The 20694-nt window shown below is 65.5% G+C and carries 21 protein-coding genes; 9 read left to right on the forward strand and 12 right to left on the reverse strand.

Features of this window, described 5'->3' with window-relative positions; genetic code table 11:
• Window positions 1-12: 12 nt before the first annotated feature.
• The 8 genes from fliS to fliE all read right to left on the reverse strand — a co-directional run bounded on the left by fliS (window position 13) and on the right by fliE (window position 7609).
• The gene (gene fliS, locus AC56DV_RS27915) at window positions 13-402 is read right to left on the reverse strand and encodes a flagellar export chaperone FliS (protein ID WP_496317477.1); all 390 of its coding nucleotides are present in this window, start codon (window positions 400-402) and stop codon (window positions 13-15) included.
• Between the two features lie 27 nt (window positions 403-429).
• Window positions 430-1845: a flagellar filament capping protein FliD gene (fliD, locus tag AC56DV_RS27920; RefSeq protein ID WP_496317478.1), complete on the reverse strand. Its 1416-nt coding sequence runs from the start codon at window positions 1843-1845 to the stop codon at window positions 430-432.
• Between the two features lie 80 nt (window positions 1846-1925).
• The gene (gene fliJ, locus AC56DV_RS27925) at window positions 1926-2378 is read right to left on the reverse strand and encodes a flagellar export protein FliJ (RefSeq protein ID WP_496317479.1); all 453 of its coding nucleotides are present in this window, start codon (window positions 2376-2378) and stop codon (window positions 1926-1928) included.
• On the reverse strand, window positions 2375-3685 hold the full coding sequence (fliI, locus tag AC56DV_RS27930; protein WP_496317480.1) for a flagellar protein export ATPase FliI: 1311 nt from the start codon (window positions 3683-3685) through the stop codon (window positions 2375-2377). The genes fliJ and fliI overlap by 4 nt, the downstream gene beginning before the upstream one ends.
• Complete coding sequence (fliH, locus tag AC56DV_RS27935) at window positions 3682-4380, reverse strand: flagellar assembly protein FliH (protein ID WP_496318490.1); 699 nt, start codon at window positions 4378-4380, stop codon at window positions 3682-3684. Before fliH ends, fliI begins: the two co-directional genes overlap by 4 nt.
• Entirely contained in the window at window positions 4380-5402 is a 1023-nt protein-coding gene (locus AC56DV_RS27940) for a flagellar motor switch protein FliG (protein WP_496317481.1), read from the reverse strand. The genes fliH and AC56DV_RS27940 overlap by 1 nt, the downstream gene beginning before the upstream one ends.
• Window positions 5386-7143: a flagellar basal-body MS-ring/collar protein FliF gene (fliF, locus tag AC56DV_RS27945; protein WP_496317482.1), complete on the reverse strand. Its 1758-nt coding sequence runs from the start codon at window positions 7141-7143 to the stop codon at window positions 5386-5388. The genes AC56DV_RS27940 and fliF overlap by 17 nt, the downstream gene beginning before the upstream one ends.
• Before the next feature lie 103 nt (window positions 7144-7246).
• Window positions 7247-7609 carry a flagellar hook-basal body complex protein FliE gene (fliE, locus tag AC56DV_RS27950; RefSeq protein WP_496317483.1) on the reverse strand — a complete coding sequence of 121 codons (363 nt, stop codon included), beginning with the start codon at window positions 7607-7609 and terminating at the stop codon, window positions 7247-7249.
• Between the two features lie 530 nt (window positions 7610-8139).
• Between fliE and AC56DV_RS27955 the strand changes: the two genes are divergently transcribed.
• From AC56DV_RS27955 to AC56DV_RS27985, 7 genes are read left to right on the forward strand one after another with little or no spacing between them, the layout of a single operon-like run.
• Window positions 8140-9015 carry a FliM/FliN family flagellar motor switch protein gene (locus AC56DV_RS27955; protein ID WP_496317484.1) on the forward strand — a complete coding sequence of 292 codons (876 nt, stop codon included), beginning with the start codon at window positions 8140-8142 and terminating at the stop codon, window positions 9013-9015.
• A 7-nt stretch (window positions 9016-9022) separates the two neighbouring features.
• Window positions 9023-9403, forward strand: a complete 381-nt coding sequence (locus AC56DV_RS27960; protein WP_496318491.1) for a FliM/FliN family flagellar motor switch protein — start codon at window positions 9023-9025, stop codon at window positions 9401-9403.
• The gene (gene fliP / locus AC56DV_RS27965) at window positions 9400-10158 is read left to right on the forward strand and encodes a flagellar type III secretion system pore protein FliP (protein ID WP_496317485.1); all 759 of its coding nucleotides are present in this window, start codon (window positions 9400-9402) and stop codon (window positions 10156-10158) included. The genes AC56DV_RS27960 and fliP overlap by 4 nt, the downstream gene beginning before the upstream one ends.
• Before the next feature lie 14 nt (window positions 10159-10172).
• Entirely contained in the window at window positions 10173-10445 is a 273-nt protein-coding gene (locus AC56DV_RS27970; RefSeq protein ID WP_107868540.1) for a flagellar biosynthetic protein FliQ, read from the forward strand.
• A 10-nt stretch (window positions 10446-10455) separates the two neighbouring features.
• Complete coding sequence (locus AC56DV_RS27975) at window positions 10456-11235, forward strand: flagellar biosynthetic protein FliR (RefSeq protein ID WP_496317486.1); 780 nt, start codon at window positions 10456-10458, stop codon at window positions 11233-11235.
• Window positions 11228-12364 (forward strand): EscU/YscU/HrcU family type III secretion system export apparatus switch protein, encoded by a 1137-nt coding sequence (locus tag AC56DV_RS27980; RefSeq protein WP_496317487.1) that lies wholly within the window; start codon window positions 11228-11230, stop codon window positions 12362-12364. Before AC56DV_RS27975 ends, AC56DV_RS27980 begins: the two co-directional genes overlap by 8 nt.
• Window positions 12364-14451 (forward strand): flagellar biosynthesis protein FlhA, encoded by a 2088-nt coding sequence (locus tag AC56DV_RS27985; protein WP_496317488.1) that lies wholly within the window; start codon window positions 12364-12366, stop codon window positions 14449-14451. Before AC56DV_RS27980 ends, AC56DV_RS27985 begins: the two co-directional genes overlap by 1 nt.
• 43 nt (window positions 14452-14494) lie before the next feature.
• Here the strand turns inward: AC56DV_RS27985 and AC56DV_RS27990 are convergent, their stop codons facing one another.
• From AC56DV_RS27990 to AC56DV_RS28000, 3 genes are all read right to left on the reverse strand, one after another.
• Window positions 14495-15442 carry a hypothetical protein gene (locus AC56DV_RS27990; RefSeq protein ID WP_496317489.1) on the reverse strand — a complete coding sequence of 316 codons (948 nt, stop codon included), beginning with the start codon at window positions 15440-15442 and terminating at the stop codon, window positions 14495-14497.
• A gap of 98 nt (window positions 15443-15540) precedes the next feature.
• Window positions 15541-16434 (reverse strand): flagellin N-terminal helical domain-containing protein, encoded by an 894-nt coding sequence (locus AC56DV_RS27995; protein WP_496317490.1) that lies wholly within the window; start codon window positions 16432-16434, stop codon window positions 15541-15543.
• A gap of 229 nt (window positions 16435-16663) precedes the next feature.
• Complete coding sequence (locus AC56DV_RS28000; protein ID WP_496317491.1) at window positions 16664-18340, reverse strand: electron transfer flavoprotein-ubiquinone oxidoreductase; 1677 nt, start codon at window positions 18338-18340, stop codon at window positions 16664-16666.
• A 173-nt stretch (window positions 18341-18513) separates the two neighbouring features.
• On the opposite strand from AC56DV_RS28000, the gene AC56DV_RS28005 reads away from it, so the two are divergent.
• Window positions 18514-19290, forward strand: a complete 777-nt coding sequence (locus AC56DV_RS28005) for an SDR family oxidoreductase (RefSeq protein ID WP_057156993.1) — start codon at window positions 18514-18516, stop codon at window positions 19288-19290.
• 38 nt (window positions 19291-19328) lie between these two features.
• On the opposite strand, the gene AC56DV_RS28010 is transcribed toward AC56DV_RS28005, so the two are convergent.
• Window positions 19329-19889, reverse strand: coding sequence for a LuxR C-terminal-related transcriptional regulator (locus tag AC56DV_RS28010; RefSeq protein WP_496317492.1), 561 nt, complete (start codon window positions 19887-19889; stop codon window positions 19329-19331).
• 106 nt (window positions 19890-19995) lie between these two features.
• Between AC56DV_RS28010 and AC56DV_RS28015 the strand changes: the two genes are divergently transcribed.
• Window positions 19996-20694: a CoA transferase subunit A gene (locus tag AC56DV_RS28015; protein WP_496317493.1), complete on the forward strand. Its 699-nt coding sequence runs from the start codon at window positions 19996-19998 to the stop codon at window positions 20692-20694.

The raw sequence follows: 20694 nt of genomic DNA on the forward strand, positions 1-20694 counted from the left end.
AGTTGCTGTTGCCTATCCATTTTTGGCCTGCACGCCGAGCCAGCCTTGCTTGATGGTGGTCAGCAAGCCGACCACCTCGTCCAGGATGGCCGGGTCCATGTCCACGCCGGCGCGGTACAGCCGCGCCACGCAGTAGTCGTACAGGCGGCCCAGGTTGGCCACCACTTCGCCGCCCTGGTCGTAGTCGAGCGAGCTGGACAGGCCATTGATGATCTCGGTGCACTTGTTCAGGCTGAGGGCCTTCAGTTCGTAGCGCTTGCCGACCACGTGGCCGCGCGCGCGCGCCAGCTCTTCCAGCAGGCCGTCGGTCAGCACCAGCACCAGCTCGATCGGCGAGGCGCGCGCCGTCTGCGCGTCCAGATTGACGGAGTGATAACTGCTATAGGCTTCCTGGTTCATCATGATTCTCGGATAAGGTTGCGTGCGGGCTTAGCTGTCTTTGCTGCTGGAGAACAGGGCGTCGAACAGGCCGGTGTTCTGCGACATCTGGTTTTGCAGCTGCTGCAGCGTGGTGAACTGCTGCAGATAGCGCTTGTAGGAATTGTTGAACAGGTTGTCCAGCGCGTTCTGGCGGTCGGTCAGCGTGCTCTGCAGCCGCTCGTTGGCCTCGCGGCGCACGCCGATGTAGCCGTCCACACTGTTGGTCCAGGTGTCGAGCAGTTTGTCCAGTCCGCCCAGCAGCGCGGAGGTGTTGCTCAGGCTGCTCGTGCCGAAGATCTTGTCGAGCGCTTCCGGGTTGACGGCGATGCTCTTGGCCAGGCGGTCGGCGTTGACGGCCAGGGTGCCGTCGCGCTGGGCGGTGATGCCGAACACCGGCAGGCTGACGCCGTCGGTTTGCGCGCGCAGCATGTCCTGCATGCGTCCGCGCAGCGCCTTCAGGCCGGCGTCGTTGGCGAACGGGCCGGGGGCCTTGTTGTTCGGGGTGTCGCCGACAAAGGTCAGCTCGTCCAGCACCTTGTTGAGCTGGTTGTAGGCGTCCACGAAGGCTTGCACATTGGCCTTGGTGCCGGCGCTGTCGGGTTTGACCGTCAGGGTCACCGGCGCGTCGCCCACGCCCTGGGCCTTGGTGAAGGTCATCTTGACGTCGTTCACCACGGCATAGGTGTTCGACGCTTGCTGCATGCGGTTGGGGCTGGCCGGGTTGCCGTCCGGCGCGCCGACCCAGACCACGGCGTCCTGCGCGGTTACCAGCTGGGTTTGCTTGCTGACGTCTTCCAGCTCGGCCTTGAGGCTGGCGCTGGTGACGTTGGTGGCGTCGATGGTGGCGGCGTTGTCTTCGCCGGTGGCGTTCGAGGTCAGCACCAGCGTAGTCGAGCCGTTGACCGTCATGGTGGAGGCGGTGACGGTGGAATTGTTGTCGGCCGCCAGGTTGATGGCGGTGGCCACTTCCTGCGCCGTCAGGTTGCCGTCCAGGTTCTTGTCGGCGTTGACCAGGTTGACGTTGAAGTTGGTGCCGTCGGCTAGCACCACGTTCAGGCTGCCGCTGCCGGCGGCCGCCGTGTCGGTGATGCCGCCATAGGCGATCTGGCCGGCCGTGGCCAGCTGTTCGACGTAGAAATTGTAGGTGCCGGCGGCCGCGGCCGGGCCGGCGGTGGCGCTGCCGACGTCGGTGCTGAAGCCGGCCGTGTTGGCCAGCACGCTCTTCTTGGTGGTCATGGCCAGCAAGGCGCTGCTGAAGGTGCTCATCGCCGAGCTCAGCTTGCTGATGCCGCTGGCGCCGCTGGAGGCCAGCTTGGTCTTGTCGTCCAGCAGCGATTGCGAAGCTTCCGTGTAACGGGTCGCCAGCTGCGTTGCCATATATGCTGGGTAGTCGGCGCTGCCGCTGCCGGGGACTGAGGTTGCCATGATGTGCTCCAGAGAAATTAGAGGGAAGTGTACAGTGCTAACAGGCGACCGAAAATGTTTCCCTATGAAATTTTTATGGTTTATCCGGGTTTTTGACTGCGCAACCACAGTTGCGTTGCCAGTTCGTCATGCTGCTTGCGTTCCTTGGCCCGTTCCTGGTGCACTTCGGCCAACTGTTTCTTCTGCAGCACCTGGTCCAGCACTTCGCGCTTGACGTAGGCGGCGGTGAGGGCGCGCTGCGACACGGCCATGTCGGCCTCGTGCATGGACAGGTCGAGGCGGTGGCTGTCGGCCATCTGCATCACGGCCTGCTTGTAGTCGCCGCAGTTGGAGGCCAGCGCCATCGGCAGCTTGCCGCTGGCGCCGCTGTTCTGGTACAAGCCGGTCAGCCGGTCCAGGTTCTTCTGGTAGCGCTCGCGCACCGATTCCTTGGCCGCCATCTCGGTCTGCAGCCGCGTCACTTCGTTCGAGCGCAGGTCCACCAGGGTGGACAGGTTGCGTATCATGTGGGACTGGGGTTTCGAATCGCTCATGCCATCAGCCTTTCTAGGGTTTCCACGCACGCGGTGTAGGGCGCCGCTTCCTTGGTGCCCTGGCACAGGAATTCTTCGATATGGGGATGCAGGTTGACCGCCTTGTCCGTCACCGGGTCGGCGCCGGGCACATAGGCGCCCAGCGGGATCAGGTCGCGCACCCGGTCGTGGCGCGCCATCGACGCTTTCAGCGCGCGCGCGGCCAGCACATGCTCCTTGCCGATCACCTGGTTCATGCAGCGGCTGATCGAGGCGCCGATGTTGATGGCCGGATAATGGCCGCGCTCGGCCAGCTCGCGCGTGAGCACGATGTGGCCGTCCAGGATGGCGCGCGCGGTGTCGACCACCGGGTCCTGCTGGTCGTCGCCTTCGGCCAGCACGGTGTAGATGGCGCTCATGCTGCCGTTCGGGTTCTCGCCGTTGCCGGCCGATTCCACCAGCTGCGGCAGGTTGGAGAACACCGACGGCGGATAGCCCTTGGTGGCCGGCGGCTCGCCCAGCGCCAGCGCCTGTTCGCGCAGCGCCATCGCGTAGCGCGTCAGCGAGTCGACCAGCAGCAGCACGTTCTTGCCCTGGTCGCGGTAGTGCGCCGCGATCGAATGGCACAGCTCGGTGGCCATGATGCGCATCAGCGGCGATTCGTCGGCCGGCGCGATCACCAGCACCGCCTTGCGCAGGCCCTCGGGCCCGAGCGACATGTCGACGAATTCGCGCACCTCGCGCGAGCGCTCGCCGATCAGGCCGACCACCACCACGTCGGCCACGGTCTGGCGCGTGAGCATGCCCAGCAGCACCGACTTGCCGACGCCGGAGCCGGCCATCAGGCCGACGCGCTGGCCCTTGCCCAGGGTCAGCATGCTGTTAATGGCGCGCACGCCCACGTCGAGCGGCTCGGTGACCGGCTTCTTGCGCAGCGGATGCACGCGCGGCGGCGTGTAGTCGAGCGGAAAATCGCCGCCCAGCTTGCCCAGCCCGTCGATCGGCTCGCCCAGGCCGTTGACCATGCGCCCCAGCCAGCCGGGGCCGATGCTCAGGCTGACCTTGTCGGGCGAGGGCATGACGCGCGCGCCGGTGGTCAGGCCGATGGCCTTCTTGAACGGCATCAGGAATGAAAGCTTGTCGCGGAAGCCGACCACCTGCGCGTCCAGCCATTCGCCGTTGACGGTTTCGATCTGGCAGCGCTGGCCGGTGTGCAGCGGGCACCCCATGGCTTCCAGCAGCAGGCCGGACGCGCCCACCAGGCGCCCGGTCGGGGTGGCCATGGGGACCGCGTCCAGCTCCAGCTTGCGCAAGGCATCAGCTATCATTCTTCGCTCTCGGACTCGTCGCCGCTGTCGGCGGCCTGCAGTTGATTATCGACCTGTTCCATGACAGCAGCAAGACGCTGATGGCATCCGGCATCGACTTCGTTGTCGCCGGCGCGGATGCGGCATTCGCCGATGTCCAGGCGCGGGTCGGGGATCAGGTTCCAGCGCTTGGTGCGCTTCGGATCGAGGTCGGCGATGCGCTTCAGTTCTTCCGGGTTCAGGTAGACGTCGATGTCTTCGCGCGTGGGCGGCATCGAGGCCAGCGTCTCGTCGACCAGCGCCATGATCTGCACCGGCTGCAGCGCCAGCTCGGCGCGGATCACCGAGCGCGCCACCTTGGCCACCAGGTCCACCACTTCCTTGCGCTGCGCCGCGCGGTAGTCGGCGCGCAGTTTTTTGAGGCCTTTGAGCATGCTCTCGACCGGGCGCGCCATGGTGTCGAAGCCGACCAGGGTTTCGTTGCGGCCTTCCTCGCGGCCCTGCTCGAAGCCGGCGTTGCGGCCGGCCTCGAAGCCGTCCTCCTGGCCGCGCTGCAGGCCGATCTCGTAGCCGTCGCGCTGGCCCTGTTCGAAGCCTTCGCTGACGGAAGCTTGCCACTGGGCGCTGTCGGTGGTCATGCCGACGCCGCCGCCGCGGGTCGGCGGCGGGGCGAACTGCGACAGCGGCGGGAAGCGGTAGGGACGGAACTGCTTCATCATTCCACCACCGTTTCGGCAAACAGCTGCACTTCGACTTCGCCGGCGTCGGCCAGCGCCTTGACGGTGGCCATGATGTCCTGGCGCGTCGATTCGATGCGCGACATCGGCACCGGGCCGGCGCGCCGCATCATGTCCTCGAAGGCTTGCGCCTGGCGTTTCGGCATGGTTTTGAGCACCGCGTCGCGGATCGCCAGCTCGGCGCCCTTGAGCGCGATGGCCCACTGCTCCAGCGGCACTTCCTCGATCAGGCGCGACAGCGTGGCCTCGGTCTGGGTCGACAGGATCAGGAAGTCGTACATCGACAGTTCGATCTGGTTCACCACTTCCGGGTCGTGCGCGCGCAGCAGCTCGACGATCTGGGCGCGGTTGCCCGGCAGGCGGTTGAGGATCTCGGCGGTCTGGCGTATCCCTTCCACGCTGGTGCTTTGCGAGTCGAAGCTGCCCAGGCAGCGGTCGACCAGTTCGTCGAGCTCCTGCAGCAGGTCGCGGTCGATCTCGTCCAGGCGCGCCAGGTTCAGCAGCACCAGGTCGCGCCCGTCGACCGGCAGCGCGTCGATGATCTGGCCGGCCAGCGCGGGCGGCAGGAAGGCCAGGAACACGGCCTGCATCTGCACGTGCTCGTTGGCGATGTACTCGGCCAGCCATTTCGGCGAGGCCCACTGCAGGCGCGCCATTTTCGGGCGCAGCTCGTCGCCGTAGATGTTGTTGAGCACGGTGTTCGCGATGTCGTTGCCCAGCGCCAGGTCCAGCGAGCGCTTCAGGTAGGCGCGCGAGGCGCCGTGCACGCCGGACTGCTCGCGGTAGTCGTCGAAGAAGGACTGCATGGCGGTCTTCACGGCTTCCACCTTGATGCCGCTCATGCGCGACATCACTTGCGTCACTTCCAGCAATTCCTCGCGCGACAGGCAGCGCAGCACGGCCGCGGCCGGCTCTTCGCCTATGCTCAGCAGCACGATGGCGGCCTGCTCGACCGGGGTCAGGCCCAAACCGTCGGGCATATCGTTATTGAGTTCGGCCATTTTTCTGCATCCATTGTTTGACGACTTCGGCTACGCGTTCCGGCTCTTTTTCAGCCAGGATCTTCAGGTGATCGACCATCACGTCGACCGAGGAACCGGTCGGCGGCAGGTCGTAGTTCTCCAGCAGCGGCACCACCGGCATGCCCGGCTTGGCGGCCTGTTCTTCCAGCTGCGCCGCCTTGCCTTCTTGCGCGGCCTCCGGCGAGCCGAGGGCCGGCGCGCCCGCGGCCGCCTTGTCGCCCGGCGCATGGCCGCCGACCACGCTGGCCTCGGCGCTGCCGGCGCGGGCCGCCGCACCGCGCAGTGCCGCCGGGGCCGGCGCGGCCGGCGCGAAGCGCGCCGTGAGCAGGCGCAGCAGCGGACGCAGCAGCAGGAAGTAGGCCAGGATGGCGCCCACCGCGTAGCTCAGCCAGGAGCTGAAGTCGACCACGGTGTCGCGTTCCTGCCACCACGGCACCACCGGCGCCTTGGCCGGGAAGTTCATGGCGGTCACCATCAGCGTGTCGCCGCGCTCCTCGTTGATGCCCAGGCCGTTGCGCAGCACCTTGTCGATATTGGCCAGTTCGGCCGCGGTCCAGCCGGTTTTCGGGAACGGCGCGGCGGCGTGCGCCAGCACCACGGCAATGCTCTGCTTTTCCAGCGTGCCGCGCGCGTGCTTGGTCTGCACGATGCTGCGGTCGTAGGCGTACTGGCGGGTGGTGGCGTTCTTGCGCGCCGAGCCGTCCGGCTGCTGGTTGGGGTCGGCCGGGTTGGTCTTGGGCGCCTCGGCGGCGGGCGGGCGGTTCGACAAGGTGCCCGGCACGCCCATCACGAGGCGGTTGCGGTCCTGCTCCTCGCGCATGGCCTCGCTGGTCACTTTCGGCGTCTCGCCGTACTTCTCGACCGTTTCCTCGACCTTGTTGTTGTTCACGGCGGCCGTCACGCTGAGGCGGAAATTGTCTTCGCCGACGATGGGGCCCAGCAGGCCGCGGATGTTGTTGCGGATGTCGTCCTGCAGGCGCTTGCCGTTTTCATTGGTGGCGGCCGAGGAATCGAAGCCGTCGGCCAGGTCGACGTGGGACGACAGCAGGTTGCCGGCCTGGTCCACCAGGCTGACGCGGGCCGGGCTCAGGCTGGCCACGCTGCCGGCCACCATGTTGACCACGGCGGCGATGGTTTCCGGCGACAGTTTCTGGCCCGGCTTGGTGGCGATCACCACCGAGGCCGACGACTTGTCGCCGTCGCTGGTGACGAAGGAGGTCGACTTGGCGATCGACAGGTGCACGCGCGCCGAGGCGATCGCGTCCAGGGTCATGATCGACTGCGCCAGCTCGCCCTCCAGGCCGCGCCGGAAGCGCACGTCCTGCACGAACTGGGACACGCCCAGCGGGTCGTTCTTGTCCATCAGCTCCAGGCCGGCCGGCAGCTGGGCCGTCACGCCTTTCGAGGCCAGCAGCATGCGCACCTTGCCCAGCATGGACTCGGGCACCAGCACCTGGCCGCTGTCCGGGTGCACGCGGTAGGGGATCTGTTCGCCGTCCAGCACGGTCATCATGTCGGCCGCCACCACTTTCTCGCGCGCGCCGAAGACCGGCTTGTAGGCCGACTGGTCTTTCCACAGCACCATCAGCACCAGCGCCGTCAGGCCGACCGCCAGTAGCAAGATGGGAGTGAGGTTTTTGAGCAAGGCGGGGGGGAGGGAGGGACTCGCGCCGTCGCCGGAGCGCCAGCGCCCGAAGGCGGACTTGATGGTGTTGATCACTGTGAACTTTCGCGTGGAAAGGTTGAAGCCGGAACGGGGAACTGCAGCCGGCGCGGGCCGGCGTTGGTACGCTGCATGTCAGCGTTCAATACTGCGGTAACGATCAAAGCGGCAGTTTGATCAGTTCATCGACCGCGCCCATGACCTTGTTGCGCACTTGCATCAGCATCGAGAACGACAGGCTCGCTTCCTGGCTGGACAGCATGGCGCCCACCAGGTCGTCGCTGCGGCCGGCGTCGACGTCGGCCATTTTCTGGGCCGCCATCGCGTCGTCGTTGTTGACGCGGGTCACCGCGTCGCGCATCGACTGGGCAAAGGAAAAGGACGCATTGCCGGCCTGGCCGGCATGGCCCGCCAGGGCGCCGAACTGGGCCGCTGGCGCGATCGCGCTGGCCGACAGGTCGGCCGCCGCGTTCGTCAGGGAAGCCAGATCCGCCTGGATCAGGCTGGCAAATTCATTAGCCATGAAACCTCCACTTAATTGCAACGTTGCTCACACATGGCTACCATAGCCCCATGTCGGCCATATTCGGACAGTGCCCGGCGGAAATTCGCCGGTTGCGACGCGTCTCAAAGCGGACTCAGGGGAATGATACATGCTGGAAATTAGTTCGGCGTATCGACGTGCATCGAAACAACAAAAAAGCCGCGGATGGACCAGCAAGTGGCGCAGGAAAACGACAGAATTTCCTTTTTAATCATGCACTAAGCATCACTTTCGCGGTTTTTTGTTGCATCGCGGCTGCAACGCCGTCATGCTACGAATAAGCTTACCCGCTGGCAACTTCCCTGTAAAGCCCCCAGAGGGAGAAAACGTTTTATCGCTGCTTTATTGACGCGTAGCAATAACAGGGGAATTGTTGTAAGCTTCGGCTCCGCTGCGCGGCCAGATCGCCCTAGCTAAGGAGGCGCTTTTTAAGCTAGGATATGGCATGCGGTTGTGCAACAATCGGCGTATCGCCAGCGCACTCACAGCGTACCGACCAGACCACTGACATGACCATCATAAAACAGACTGCGCAACATCAAGTTCTGGACCCCTGCCTGCTGGGCAGGCCGGTGCACAGGCTGCCTGCCTTTGCCGCCCAGCTGAAGGAAGACCTGGGCCAGGCCATGCGGCTCAATGTGAACCGCCGCTACTGGGGCACCTTCCAGGTCGACAGCGTGGCCTTTTCCCGCCTGGACGGCGAGGAAACCGCGCTGCGCTGGACCAATTTCTCGGCGCCGGCCGGCCAGATCGCCTTTTCGCTCGAGCGCAAGGTGCTGCTGGCGGTGCTGAACTACCGCTACGGCCGCGCCAAGAGCAACGCCGCGGCCGACGAGTCGGCCGTGCGCATCACCGCCACCGAGGAGCGCCTGGCCGTGGTGCTGGGCCAGCAGCTGGCCGGCACCCTGGCCGGCCGCATCGAATCGAACCTGCCGGCGCCGGCCGCCCCCGCCCAGCCGGGCGACGACGACGGCTTCAAGCCGGCCGGCGGCGGCCTGCCGCACAAGGGCGGCTGGGTCATCAGCGTGACGGTGAGCGACCCCGACAGCGAAGGCGGCCAGCCGCTCAGCGGCCGCTTCCTGTTCGCCCTCGACAAGAACCTGATGGCCAGCGTGCTGCGCGGCCTGCAGCCCGAGCGCGATCCGGCCCGGCGCGCCGGGCGCAACCAGGCGCCGCTGGGCGCGCGCCTGCAGGTGGGCCTGCAGGGCCGCCTGGTGAGCAAGGAAATGGAACTGGGCAACCTGTTCGACTTGCGCATCGGCGACGTGATTCCCATCAGCATGCACCGGGCCGAAGTCCTGCTCGACGATTCGCGCCTGTTCACGGCCGCCGTGAGCGAGCACAAGGGCAAGCTCTGTTTAACCTCTTTTGAAGATGTCGAGTAAATCCATGATGAACATCAACGCAAACAGCACCAGCGACGCGCTGCTGGAGGACCTGTCGGAAGAAATGATCATCGACCAGGTCAGCAACGACCTGGCCGACGTGGCCCCGGCGCGCGGCGCCGGTGGCCGGCGCGACCTGCCGCAGATGATGCGCAAGATCCCCGTCACGCTGACGCTGGAGGTGGGCTCGGCCCGCATCTCGCTGCAGGACCTGATGGCGATCGGCCCGGACAGCGTGGTGGAGCTGGATGTGCTGGCCGGCGAGCCACTGATCATCAAGGTCAACGGCACCCCCATCGGCCGCGCCGAAGTGGTGGTGGCGGGCGAAAACTACGGTTTGAAGGTGATCGACCTGGACGGCCTGAACCTCGACATGATGACGCCATGACCCTGCTTGCCCGCAGGACGCTCGCTGCCGCAGGCGCGGCGGCCCTGGCCCTGTCGCTGCTGGCGAGCGCGCCGGCCCACGCGGTCGACCTGCTGGCCAACGTGGTGCCCGGCGCCAAGACCGAACTGACGGTCAAGACGCAGATCCTCATCATCATGACCTTGCTGGGCTTGCTGCCCATCATGGTCATGATGATGACCAGTTTCACCCGCTTCGTCATCGTGCTGTCGCTGCTGCGCCAGGCCCTGGGCCTGCAGCAGGGCTTGCCCAACCGCGTGATCACCGGGGTGGCGCTGATCCTCACTTTGCTGGTGATGCGCCCGATCGGCGACCAGGTGTGGAAGGACGCCTTCGTGCCCTACGACCAGGACAAGATCGGCCTGCAGGAGGCGCTGAAGATCGCCGAGCAGCCGGTTTCGCGCTTCATGCTGGCCCAGACCAGCAAGTCCGCGCTCAAGCAGATCGCCCACCTGGCCGGCGAGAGCAACGTGGCCAAGCCGGCCGACCACGCCTTCACCGTCAAGCTGGCCGCCTTCGTGCTGTCCGAGCTGAAGACCGCGTTCCAGATCGGCTGCCTGCTGTTCATCCCCTTCCTGATCATCGACCTGGTGGTGTCGTCGGTGCTGATGGCCATGGGCATGATGATGCTCTCGCCGCTGGTCATTTCGCTGCCGTTCAAGCTGCTGCTGTTCGTGCTGGTCGACGGCTGGACGCTGACCGTCAACACGCTCGTCACGAGCATCCAGGCGTATTAGGGCGGGGAAGAGCTATGCTGACGCCCGACATCGCGGTCGACCTGATCGTCGAATCGCTGCACATCGTGATGCTGCTGGTGCTGGTGCTGGTGGTGCCCGGCCTGATCATGGGCCTGCTGGTGGCGCTGGTGCAGGCCGCCACCCAGATCAACGAGCAGACGCTGAGCTTCCTGCCGCGCCTGCTCGTCACGCTGCTGGCGCTGATCCTGGCCGGGCGCTGGATGGCCGGTTACCTGATGGACTATTGCGTGTCCATCTTCACCCGCGCCGCCACCCTGGTAGGGTAGGGCGGCGGCCATGGAATCCGTACTGGCCCAGCTGCTGCCGCTGCTCAACGCCTGGTGGTGGCCCTTCGTGCGCGTGCTGGCCATGCTGAGCGCGGCGCCGGTGCTGGGCGAGGCCATGGTGCCGGTGACGGTGCGCATCCTGACCGCGCTGGTGCTGTCGATCCTGATGCTGCCGCTGACCCAGAACGCGCTGGCGATCGACCCGATTTCGCTGCAGGGCGCGGTGGCCACGCTGGAGCAGGCCGTGATCGGCGGCGTGCTGGGGCTGGCCTTCTATTTCAGCGTGTCGGTGATGATGGTGCTGGGCTACGTGGTGTCGAGCCAGATCGGCTTTTCGATGGCGGTCATGAACGATCCGGTCAACGGCCAGTCGTCGGACGTGGTGTCGGCGCTGCTGTCGATGCTGGTGATCATCGTGTTTTTCGCCATCGACGGCCACCTGGTGATCGCCGGCGTGATCGGCGGCAGCTTCCAGGCCTGGCCGCTGGGCGGCGGCTACCACCCGCTGCTGCTGCAGACGGTGGCCTGGAACGTGGCCTGGATCTTCGCCGCCGCCATGCTGCTGGCGGTGCCCATCGTGTTCGCCACCATGGTGGTGCAGATCGGCTTCGGGTTCCTGAACCGCGTGGCGCCCACGCTCAATTTGTTCGCGCTGGGCTTTTCGGTGATCACCATTTTCGGCCTGCTGATGCTGGGCCAGGTGGTGCGCTTCATCCCGGAGCACTACATCCGCATGACCGGGCGGGTGCTGGAAATGATACGGCAGCAGATGCAGGTGGCCCATGGCTGAGAGCAGCACCGGCGACAAGTCGGAAAAGGCTTCACAGCAGAAGCTGAAGAAGTCGCGCGAGGAAGGGCAGGTGGTGCGGTCGCGCGACCTGGCCACCGCGCTCGGCATCCTGGTCACGCTGAAGCTGTTCGTCTGGCTGCTGCCGTCCTACCTGATGGATTTCCGCGAGCTGTTCCACCAGAGCTTCGCCCAGTACGACAGCCAGGGCGCGCTGGAGAACACCATGTCGACCATCTTCATGTCGTCGATGTGGCTGCTTATCAAGATGGTGCTGCCGCTGTTCGCGGTGCCGCTGGCCATCGTGCTGGGCGGCCTGGTGCCGGGCGGCTGGGTGTTTACCGGCAAGCACTGGGAACCCAAGCTGGAGCGCTTTTCCCCGGTGACCAACCTGGGCCGGTTGTTCTCCGGCAAGCACGCCTTCGAGTTCGGCCTGTCGCTGGCCAAGTCCGGCGTGCTGATCTGGGTGCTGGTGCACGTGGCCACCTCCAGCGTGCGCGACTACACGCGGCTGCAGGGCATGCCGCTCAACGAGGCGCTGCTGAACGGCTCGGCGCTGATGCTGGACGGGCTGATGGCGCTGGTGGCCGTGTTCGTGCTGTTCGCCATCGTCGACGTGCCGGCGCAGGCCTTCTTTTTCGCCAAGAACCAGCGCATGAGCAAGCAGGACCTGAAGGAAGAATACAAGAGCAGCGAGGGCCGGCCCGAAGTGCGCCAGCGGGTGCGCCAGCTGCAGCGCGCGCTGGCCCAGCGCGCCGCGCGCAAGACCGTGCCCAACGCCGACGTGGTGATCGTCAACCCGGAGCACTACGCGGTGGCGCTCAAGTACGACGAGCAGCGCGCCGAGGCGCCCTATGTGCTGGCCAAGGGCGTCGACGAGATGGCGCTGTTCATCCGCCAGATCGCGCAGGAACACCGAATCGAAGTATTGCCCCTGCCGCCGCTGGCGCGGGCCATTTACAATACCAGCCAGGTCAACCAGCAGATCCCGGTGCAGCTGTACCAGGCCGTGTCCCAGGTGCTGAATTACGTGCTGCAGATCAAAGCCTTCCGCGCCGGCCGCCGCAGCGCCGAACCCGGATTGCCGGTTGACGTCGACGTGCCATCTTCCATGAGTGAGGTAAGACCCTGATGAATCTCCTGAACCGTATCGTCGCAGAGATGCGCCGCCACAAGTTCGCCACGCCGCTGTTCGTGATGGCCATCCTCGGGATGATCATCCTGCCGCTGCCGCCGATCCTGCTGGACGTGCTGTTCACCTTCAACATCGTGCTGGCGCTGATCGTGATCCTGGTCAGCGTGTCGGCCAAGCGGCCGCTGGACTTCTCGGTGTTCCCGACTGTGATCCTGGCCACCACCCTGATGCGGCTGACCCTGAACGTGGCCTCGACCCGGGTGGTGCTGCTGCACGGCCACGAGGGCACCCATGCGGCCGGCCGCGTGATCGAGGCTTTCGGCAATGTGGTGATCGGCGGCAATTTCGTGGTCGGCCTGGTGGTGTTCGTGATCCTGATGATCATCAACTTCATCGTGGTGACCAAGGGCGCCGAGCGGATTTCCGAGGTCTCGGCGCGCTTCACGCTGGACGCCTTGCCGGGCAAGCAGATGGCGATCGACGCCGACCTGAACGCCGGCCTGATCAACCAGGAGCAGGCCCAGCTGCGCCGCAAGGACGTGGCCAACGAGGCCGACTTCTACGGCGCCATGGACGGCGCCTCCAAGTTCGTGCGCGGCGACGCGGTGGCCTCGATCCTGATCCTGATCATCAACATGGTGGGCGGCGTGGCGATCGGCGCGCTGATGCAGGACATGTCCTTCGGCGACGCGTTCCGTCAGTACGCGCTGCTGACCATCGGCGACGGCCTGGTGGCGCAGATCCCGGCGCTGCTGCTGTCGGCCGCCTCGGCCATCCTGGTGACCCGCATCAGCGACTCGGGCGATTTCGAGGACACGGTCAAGCACCAGCTGCTGACCTCGCCGAGCGTGATCGGCGGCGCGGCCGGCCTGATGGCCATCCTGGCCGTGGTGCCGGGCATGCCGTGGCTGATGTTCATGACCTTCGCCGCCGTGCTGGGCTATGTGGCCTGGCGCCTGAGCAGCAAGGTCAAGGCGCCCGACACCAGCGCCATCCAGGCCATCGAGGCCGCGCTGCGCGAGGAGAAGGCGCCCGAGCTGGAATGGCAGAGCCTGCCGGCCGTGCAGCCGCTGCAGCTGACCCTGGGCTACAAGCTGGTGGGCCTGATCGACAAGGCGCACGGCGAGCCGCTGACCAAGCGCATCCGCGGCGTGCGCCAGAGCCTGTCCGAGTCGATGGGCATGGTGCTGCCGCCGGTGGCCGTGCGCGACGACCTGGGCCTGAAGCCGTCGCAGTACGCGGTGGTGCTCAGCGGCAGCGTGGTGGCGCAGGCCGAAGTGTTCGCCGACCGCCTGATGGCGATCCCGTCGCCCACCGTGTACGGCAAGCTGGACGGCATTCCCGGCGTGGAGCCGGCCTACGGCATGCCGGTGATCTGGATCGAGAGCGGCGAGAAGGCCAATGCGCTCGGGCTCGGTTACCAGGTGGTGGAGGCGCCCAGCGCCATCGCCACCCACGTCTCCAAGCTGATCCGCGAATACCTGCCGGAGCTGTTCCGCCACGAGGACGTGCCGGCCATCCTGGAGCGCCTGGGGGCGCTGTCGCCCAAGCTGGCCGCCTCGCTGGACAAGGCGCTCACGCACACCCAGCTGCTGCGCGTGTTCCGCGTGCTGCTGGCCGAGAACGTGTCGCTGAAGGACATCGTGCCGATCGCCACCACCTTGCTCGACAGCTCGGAAACCACCAAGGACCCGATCCTGCTGGCGGCCGAGGTGCGCTGCGCGCTGCGGCGCCAGATCGTCACCGGCCTGTTCGGCCAGCGCGCCGAGATGCTTGCCTTCAACCTGGGCGGCGAGCTGGAGAATATGCTGCTGGGTTCGCTGAACCAGGCCCGCCAAAGCGGCAAGGTGGTGCTGGACAATTACCCGATCGATCCGCACCTGCTGGCGCAGCTGCAGGTCAACATGCCGGTGGCGCGCGAGCAGATGAAGCAGCAGGCCACGCCGCCGCTGCTGCTGGTGCTGCCGCAGATCCGGCCGCTGCTGGCGCGCTACGCGCGCCTGTTCGCGCCGGGGCTGCACGTGCTGTCCTACAATGAAGTGCCGGAAAACCGCGAAGTGAGCATCATCGGCACGGTGGGCTAGCCCAGGGCGCCCGGGCCGCGCATGGGTTCCGGGCCAGGCGAGGTCAAGCAGACTCGGAGAACAGGTCGGCCGGCTGCTGCGGCTGCGACAGCAGCACGGCAGTCTCGGCCATGGCCTTGAAGATGGCCTGGGTCAGCATGGCGGTCTGGACCCGGGTCGGATTGTTGTATTCGTCGCGCACCGGCGCCAGTTCGCGCATCAGGTGGCAGCGCACCAACGACAGGCCGTTGCGGCTGACGATGGCGGCCAGTTCCGGCAGCATGGCGCGCATGAACTGCATGGTGGCGTTCTGGTTGGCGCCGATCTCGAGCACCACGCCGTCGCCGGCCGGCTCCATCTGCACCAGCACCTTGCCCATGCCGTCGATGTGCAGTTCCAGCCGGATCGCCACGCGCGCGCGGCGCCGGCGCGGCTCGTCGGGCTGGCCGGGGTCGCGCGAGACCACCCGCAGCACCAGCTTTTCCGCCCCCCACGCGTACACCGCGAAGCGCCACGACTCGAGCTCGCTGAGCATCTGCGGCGTGACGCGGCCTTCGCGCATGGCCGACTGGCCGTGCTCGGTCATGAACAGGCCGGACGGCAGGTGCCGGCCATGGGCCTGTTCCATCAGCGCGGCGCGCTGCTCGCCGTAGGTGCGCACCATCACCGCCCACGACATGGCCATGGTGTTGGCGTCCGGCTGCTGCCAGACCAGCTGGCGCGACATCTGCAATTGATCGGGGCGCAGCGCGGCCGGGTCGGCCAGATTGGCGGCCTGCGCGTGCACCGCGTTGGCGAGCGACTTCAGGCCTTGCTGGGCCAGCAGGGCTTCCTGCGCGTCGGCCACGCCGTTCAGCGCCTGGGACAGGCCCGGCGGCAGGGAGAAGCTGGCTTCCTCGCCCGGCACGTTGGCGACCGGCGGGATGGGCTGGGGCTGGCCGGGCTGCTCGCGCGCCACCCGGTCGGGGATGTTGAGCGAGGAGCTGATCGGACTGAGTCGGTCTATTGCCATAACGCGATTTTACACTGACCTTAAACGAAAAAAGCCAACCGGGTGTCCGGTTGGCTCTTGTGCTCCCGGGCGCGCGGGCGCCCGGGATGCCCTGGTTATTATTGCAGCAGGGACAGAACCAGCGAGGACTGGCTGTTGCTTTGCTTCAGCATCGCGGTGCCGGCTTGCAGCAGCATCTGGCTCGAGGTCATCGAAGCGGATTCGGAAGCGAAGTCCACGTCCATGATGCGGCCGGTTGCGTTCTTGGTGTTGGTCGAGATGTTCGACAAGTTGTTGTACACGTGGTCCAGGCGGTTCGAAGCAGCACCCAGGGCCGAGCGGGTCTTGGCGACCGAGTCGATCGCGTCTTTCAGCGTGTCGATGTTGGTGTTGGCGGCGGCCGACGTGGCGATCTCGGTGCCGGCAGCGGCGGTGGCGGTGCCGTCCGATTTGTAGTTGGCGGCTGCAGCCACGATGGCGGCGTGCATGTCGGTCAGCGAGCTGTCGCCGGTGGCGGTCAGGTCGACGTCCATGGTTTCGCCTTTGGACGAACCGATCTGGAAGGTCACTTTGGCGTTGAACTTGGAATCGGCCTTGGTGCTCAGCAGGGTGGTGCCGCCGAACGAGGTGTTCGACAGGATGTTGCTCAGTTCCATGGTCAGCGCGTCGAATTCCGACTGCATCGCGGTACGGTCGTCGTCGGTCGAGGAACCGTCGGCGGACTGGGTGGCCAGGTCTTTCATGCGGACCAGGATGTTGGTGGTTTCGTCCAGCGCGCCTTCGGCGGTCTGCATCATGGAGATGGAATTCTGGGTGTTGCGCATTGCCACGGCCATACCGCTGGTCTGGGCTTTCAGGCGGGTGGCGATCTGCAGGCCAGCTGCGTCATCCATTGCCGAATTGATGCGGTAGCCGGTGCTCAGACGGGTCATCGACGTGGACAGGTTGTCCTGCGTGCGGGTGATCGAGTTTTGTGCGGAAAGGGCCGCAGCGTTGGTGTGAAGACTCAGCATGAATAACTCCTGGTAGGTGGGTTCGATTCAGAGCAGCGGTACTTTTCTGCGCTCTCCCAAGTACAAGACGACCGTTTGGAAGCGGGCATTAAATGCTTTAGAGAAATTTCGTGAAAATAATTTCTTTTATCGGAAATGCTCGCTTCGGGCTTGCCGATTATGTTCCTAAAAGCACAACAGCGCAGGCCCGGCGGGGCTGCGCTGTTGTTTTATTGCCAGTTGGCTAGGGTTACATGTTCGGATAGTTCGGGCCGCCGCCGCCTTCCGGCGTGATCCAGACGATGTTCTGGGTCGGGTCCTTGATATCGCAGGTCTTGCAGTGCACGCAGTTCTGGGCGTTGATTTGCAGCTTGTCCTTGCCGTCGTCGGTCTTGATGAATTCATACACCCCGGCCGGACAGTAGCGCGCCTCCGGGCCGGCGTACTTGGCCAGGTTCACGTCCACCGGCACGCTGGCGTTTTTCAGCGTCAGGTGGATAGGCTGGTCTTCGGCGTGGTTGGTATTCGAGATGAACACCGACGACAGGCGGTCAAAGGTCAGCTTGCCGTCCGGCTTGGGGTAGACGATGGGCTGGAAGTTGGCGGCCGGCTTCAGGCATTCGTGGTCGCCGTGGCTGTGGCGCAGGGTCCACGGGGCCTTGCCGCGCAGGATCAGCTGGTCGATGCCGGTCATCACGGCGCCCAGGTACAGGCCCTTGCTCAGCCAAGGCTTGACGTTGCGCGCCACGTGCAGTTCCTCGTGCAGCCAGGACTGCTCGAACGCGGTGGGGTAGGCTGCCAGTTCGTCGTGCTGGCGGCCGGCGGCCAGCGCGTCGAAGGCCGCTTGCGCGGCCTGCATGCCGGTCTTGATGGCCGCGTGCGAGCCCTTGATGCGGCTCATGTTCAGGAAGCCGGCGTCGCAGCCGATCAGCGCGCCGCCCGGGAACACCAGCTTGGGCAGGGACTGCAGGCCGCCGGCGGTGATGGCGCGCGCGCCGTAGGAGATGCGCTTGCCGCCTTCGAAGAAGGTGCGGATGGCCGGGTGGGTCTTGTAGCGCTGGAATTCCTCGTACGGCGACAGGTAGGGGTTTTCATAGTTCAGGCCGACCACGTAGCCGACCATGACCTGGTTGTTTTCCAGGTGGTACAGGAAGGAGCCGCCATAGGTCTTGCTGTCCAGCGGCCAGCCGGCCGTGTGGATCACCAGGCCCGGCTTGTGCTTGGCCGGGTCGATTTCCCACAGTTCCTTGATGCCGATGCCGTACGACTGCGGGTCCTTGCCCTTGTTCAGGTCGAACTTGGCCATCAGCTGCTTGCCCAGGTGGCCGCGCGCGCCTTCGGCGAACAGCGTGTACTTGCCGTGCAGTTCCATGCCCAGCTGGAAGTCGGGACCGGCTTCGCCGTCGCGCTTGACGCCCATATTGCCGGTGGCGATGCCCTTGACGGAGCCGTCGTCGTTGTACAGCACCTCGGCGGCGGCGAAGCCGGGGAAGATTTCCACGCCCAGCGCCTCGGCCTGCTGGCCCAGCCAGCGCACCACGTTGCCCAGCGAGATGACATAATTGCCATGGTTCTGGAAGCAGTTCGGCAGCAGCAGGTTGGGGGCCTGGAAGGCCTTGCTTTCGGTCAGGAACAGGAAGCGGTCTTCGGTCACTTCCGTGTTCAGCGGCGCGCCCAGTTCCTTCCAGTTGGGGATCAGTTCGGTCAGCGCTTGCGGGTCCATCACGGCGCCGGACAGGATGTGGGCGCCCAGTTCGCCGCCTTTTTCCAGCACGACGACCGACACTTCCTGGCCTTTTTCCGCAGCCAGCTGCTTGATCTTGATGGCGGCCGACAGGCCGGCAGGGCCGCCGCCGACGATCACGACGTCGTATTCCATCGCGTCGCGCGGGCCGTACTGTTCGAGCAGGGTGTTTGCTTGTGTCATGGTCTGTAGCTTCTTATAAGAATGAGGCGAGAAATTAGCACGAGTGTGCTTCTTTTTCGCCAGTTTAGCAAGATGGGCGCCATTTTGCGGGACAATCTTAGACGCCGCAATCTAATACTGGCATTTTGTGTAATGATTACGTACATGCTAATAACCGATACAGGAGCCGCGCCGTGGGCATAGAAGTGAACTTTGAAGGCAAAATTGCGCTGGTGACGGGCGCCTCCAGCGGCCTTGGCGCACGCTTCGCCAAGGTGCTGGCGCAAGCGGGGGCGCAGGTGGTGCTGGCCTCGCGCCGCATCGAGCGCCTGAAGGAGCTGCGCGCCGAGATCGAGGCGGACGGCGGCGCGGCGCACGTGGTGGCGCTGGACGTGACCGATTACGCCAGCATCAAGTCGGCCATCGCGCACGCCGAGACCGAAGCGGGCCAGATCGACATCCTGGTCAACAATTCCGGTGTCTCCACCACGCAACGGCTGGTGGACGTGACGCCGGAGGATTACGCCTTTGTGATGGACACCAACCTGCGCGGCGCCTTCTTCGTGGCCCAGGAAACGGCCAAGCGCATGATCGCGCGCGCCAAGGGCGACCCGAAGAAGCAGCACCGCATCATCAATATCGCCTCGGTGGCCGGCTTGCGGGTGCTGCCGCAGATCGGCGTGTACTGCATGAGCAAGGCCGGCGTGGTGCAGATGACCAAGGCCATGGCGGTGGAATGGGGCAAATACGGCATCAACACCAACGCCATCTGCCCCGGCTACATCTCGACCGAGATCAACGAGGATTATTTCGCCAGCGAGCAGGGCCGCAAGCTGATCGACATGCTGCCGCGCCGCCGCCCCGGCAAGCCGGAAGACCTGGACGGCCTGCTGCTGCTGCTGGCCGGCGAGGACTCGCATTTCATCAACGGCGCGGTGATCTCGGCCGACGACGGCATGACGGCGATGTAAAAAAGCGGCCCGGGCCGCTTTTTTTTCATGCTTGCGGCTTACAGCTGAACGCCGACCAGCTTGTGCACCAGCTCGGACGAGGTGGCCGCTTCGAACTTGCGCATCAGCTTGGCGCGGTGCATTTCCACCGTGCGCGGGCTGAGGTCGATCTGGCGCGCGATGACCTTGCTGGTCTTGCCTTCCACCAGCAGGGCGGCGATCTCCCGTTCGCGCGGGGTCAGCTCGGCCGTGACGGGACGCTTTTCGCTCACGTCCTCGAAGGTCCAGATGCCCGGCCCCAGCGGCTCGCGCGCCTTCAGCGCGTGGCCGGTGACGTGGCACCAGAACAGTTCGCCGTTCGCGCGGCGCATGATGCGCTCGTCCGAATAGCGGCCCTTGGCGTTCATGATGGGGATGATGCGGTCGCCGGTGCGGATGAATTCGTCCGGCGACGGGTAGAGCAGGCAGAACGATTTGCCCACCAGCGCTGCGCGCGCATAGCCGAACATGCCGGCCAGCGCCTCGTTGCAGGACTGGATGGTGCGGTTCTCCGAGATGCACATCCCCACCGGCGCATGCAGGAAGATGGTTTCGTAGTCGATTGCGAGCGGAGCGTTCATCGTTGCGGGCCGGTAGTTCTACGGTATTGTGGTTTCACTAGGCGTATTCTATGCTGATACCCCATGTGAACAACAGTGCAAGCTTATTAAAACATAAGGGAGATGTATGAATAAAGTGTATCCCGATGCCGCCGCCGCCCTGGCCGGCATTGTGCAGGATGGGCAAACCATTGCCGTCGGCGGCTTCGGCCTGTGCGGCATCCCCGAAGCGCTGATCGGCGCGCTGCGCGACAGCGGCGTCAAGCAGCTGACCGCGATCTCGAACAACGCCGGCGTGGACGGCTTCGGCCTGGGCCAGCTGCTGGAGACCCGCCAGATCCGCAAGATGATCGCCTCCTACGTTGGCGAGAACAAGGAGTTCGCGCGGCAGTACCTGGCCGGCGAGCTGGAGCTGGAATTCACGCCGCAGGGCACGCTGGCCGAGAAGCTGCGCGCCGGCGGCGCCGGCATCCCGGCCTTCTTCACCAAGACCGGCGTCGGCACCATCGTGGCCGACGGCAAGGAAATCCGCGAATTCGACGGCGAGCAGTACGTGATGGAGCGCTCGCTGGTGGCCGACGTGTCGCTGGTGAAAGCATGGAAGGCCGACAAGGCCGGCAACCTGGTGTTCCGCAAGACGGCGCGCAACTTCAACCCGAACGTGGCCGCCGCCGGCAAGATCACCATCGTGGAAGTCGAGCAGCTGGTGGAAGTGGGCGAGATCGATCCGGACGCGGTGCATACCCCGGGTATTTTCGTGCACCGCATCGTGGTCAACGCGGCGCCGGAAAAACGTATCGAACAGCGCACCGTGCGCGCCAACTGA

Source organism: Massilia sp. BGA-UO-ETr-WB1, assembly GCF_059567845.1.

Excerpts from the sequence above, each read along its gene's own strand:
- AC56DV_RS28015 (WP_496317493.1), top strand. The coding sequence starts at position 19,996 with ATGAATAAAGTGTATCCCGATGCCGCCGCCGCCCTGGCCGGCATTGTG.
- fliJ (WP_496317479.1), bottom strand. The coding sequence starts at position 2,378 with ATGAGCGATTCGAAACCCCAGTCCCACATGATACGCAACCTGTCCACC.
- AC56DV_RS27940 (WP_496317481.1), bottom strand. The coding sequence starts at position 5,402 with ATGGCCGAACTCAATAACGATATGCCCGACGGTTTGGGCCTGACCCCG.
- AC56DV_RS27955 (WP_496317484.1), top strand. The coding sequence starts at position 8,140 with ATGACCATCATAAAACAGACTGCGCAACATCAAGTTCTGGACCCCTGC.
- AC56DV_RS27995 (WP_496317490.1), bottom strand. The coding sequence starts at position 16,434 with ATGCTGAGTCTTCACACCAACGCTGCGGCCCTTTCCGCACAAAACTCG.
- AC56DV_RS28000 (WP_496317491.1), bottom strand. The coding sequence starts at position 18,340 with ATGACACAAGCAAACACCCTGCTCGAACAGTACGGCCCGCGCGACGCG.
- fliD (WP_496317478.1), bottom strand. The coding sequence starts at position 1,845 with ATGGCAACCTCAGTCCCCGGCAGCGGCAGCGCCGACTACCCAGCATAT.
- AC56DV_RS27970 (WP_107868540.1), top strand. The coding sequence starts at position 10,173 with ATGCTGACGCCCGACATCGCGGTCGACCTGATCGTCGAATCGCTGCAC.
- AC56DV_RS27975 (WP_496317486.1), top strand. The coding sequence starts at position 10,456 with ATGGAATCCGTACTGGCCCAGCTGCTGCCGCTGCTCAACGCCTGGTGG.
- AC56DV_RS28010 (WP_496317492.1), bottom strand. The coding sequence starts at position 19,889 with ATGAACGCTCCGCTCGCAATCGACTACGAAACCATCTTCCTGCATGCG.
- fliE (WP_496317483.1), bottom strand. The coding sequence starts at position 7,609 with ATGGCTAATGAATTTGCCAGCCTGATCCAGGCGGATCTGGCTTCCCTG.
- fliI (WP_496317480.1), bottom strand. The coding sequence starts at position 3,685 with ATGATAGCTGATGCCTTGCGCAAGCTGGAGCTGGACGCGGTCCCCATG.
- AC56DV_RS27980 (WP_496317487.1), top strand. The coding sequence starts at position 11,228 with ATGGCTGAGAGCAGCACCGGCGACAAGTCGGAAAAGGCTTCACAGCAG.
- fliP (WP_496317485.1), top strand. The coding sequence starts at position 9,400 with ATGACCCTGCTTGCCCGCAGGACGCTCGCTGCCGCAGGCGCGGCGGCC.
- AC56DV_RS27990 (WP_496317489.1), bottom strand. The coding sequence starts at position 15,442 with ATGGCAATAGACCGACTCAGTCCGATCAGCTCCTCGCTCAACATCCCC.
- AC56DV_RS27960 (WP_496318491.1), top strand. The coding sequence starts at position 9,023 with ATGAACATCAACGCAAACAGCACCAGCGACGCGCTGCTGGAGGACCTG.
- AC56DV_RS27985 (WP_496317488.1), top strand. The coding sequence starts at position 12,364 with ATGAATCTCCTGAACCGTATCGTCGCAGAGATGCGCCGCCACAAGTTC.
- fliS (WP_496317477.1), bottom strand. The coding sequence starts at position 402 with ATGATGAACCAGGAAGCCTATAGCAGTTATCACTCCGTCAATCTGGAC.
- fliH (WP_496318490.1), bottom strand. The coding sequence starts at position 4,380 with ATGAAGCAGTTCCGTCCCTACCGCTTCCCGCCGCTGTCGCAGTTCGCC.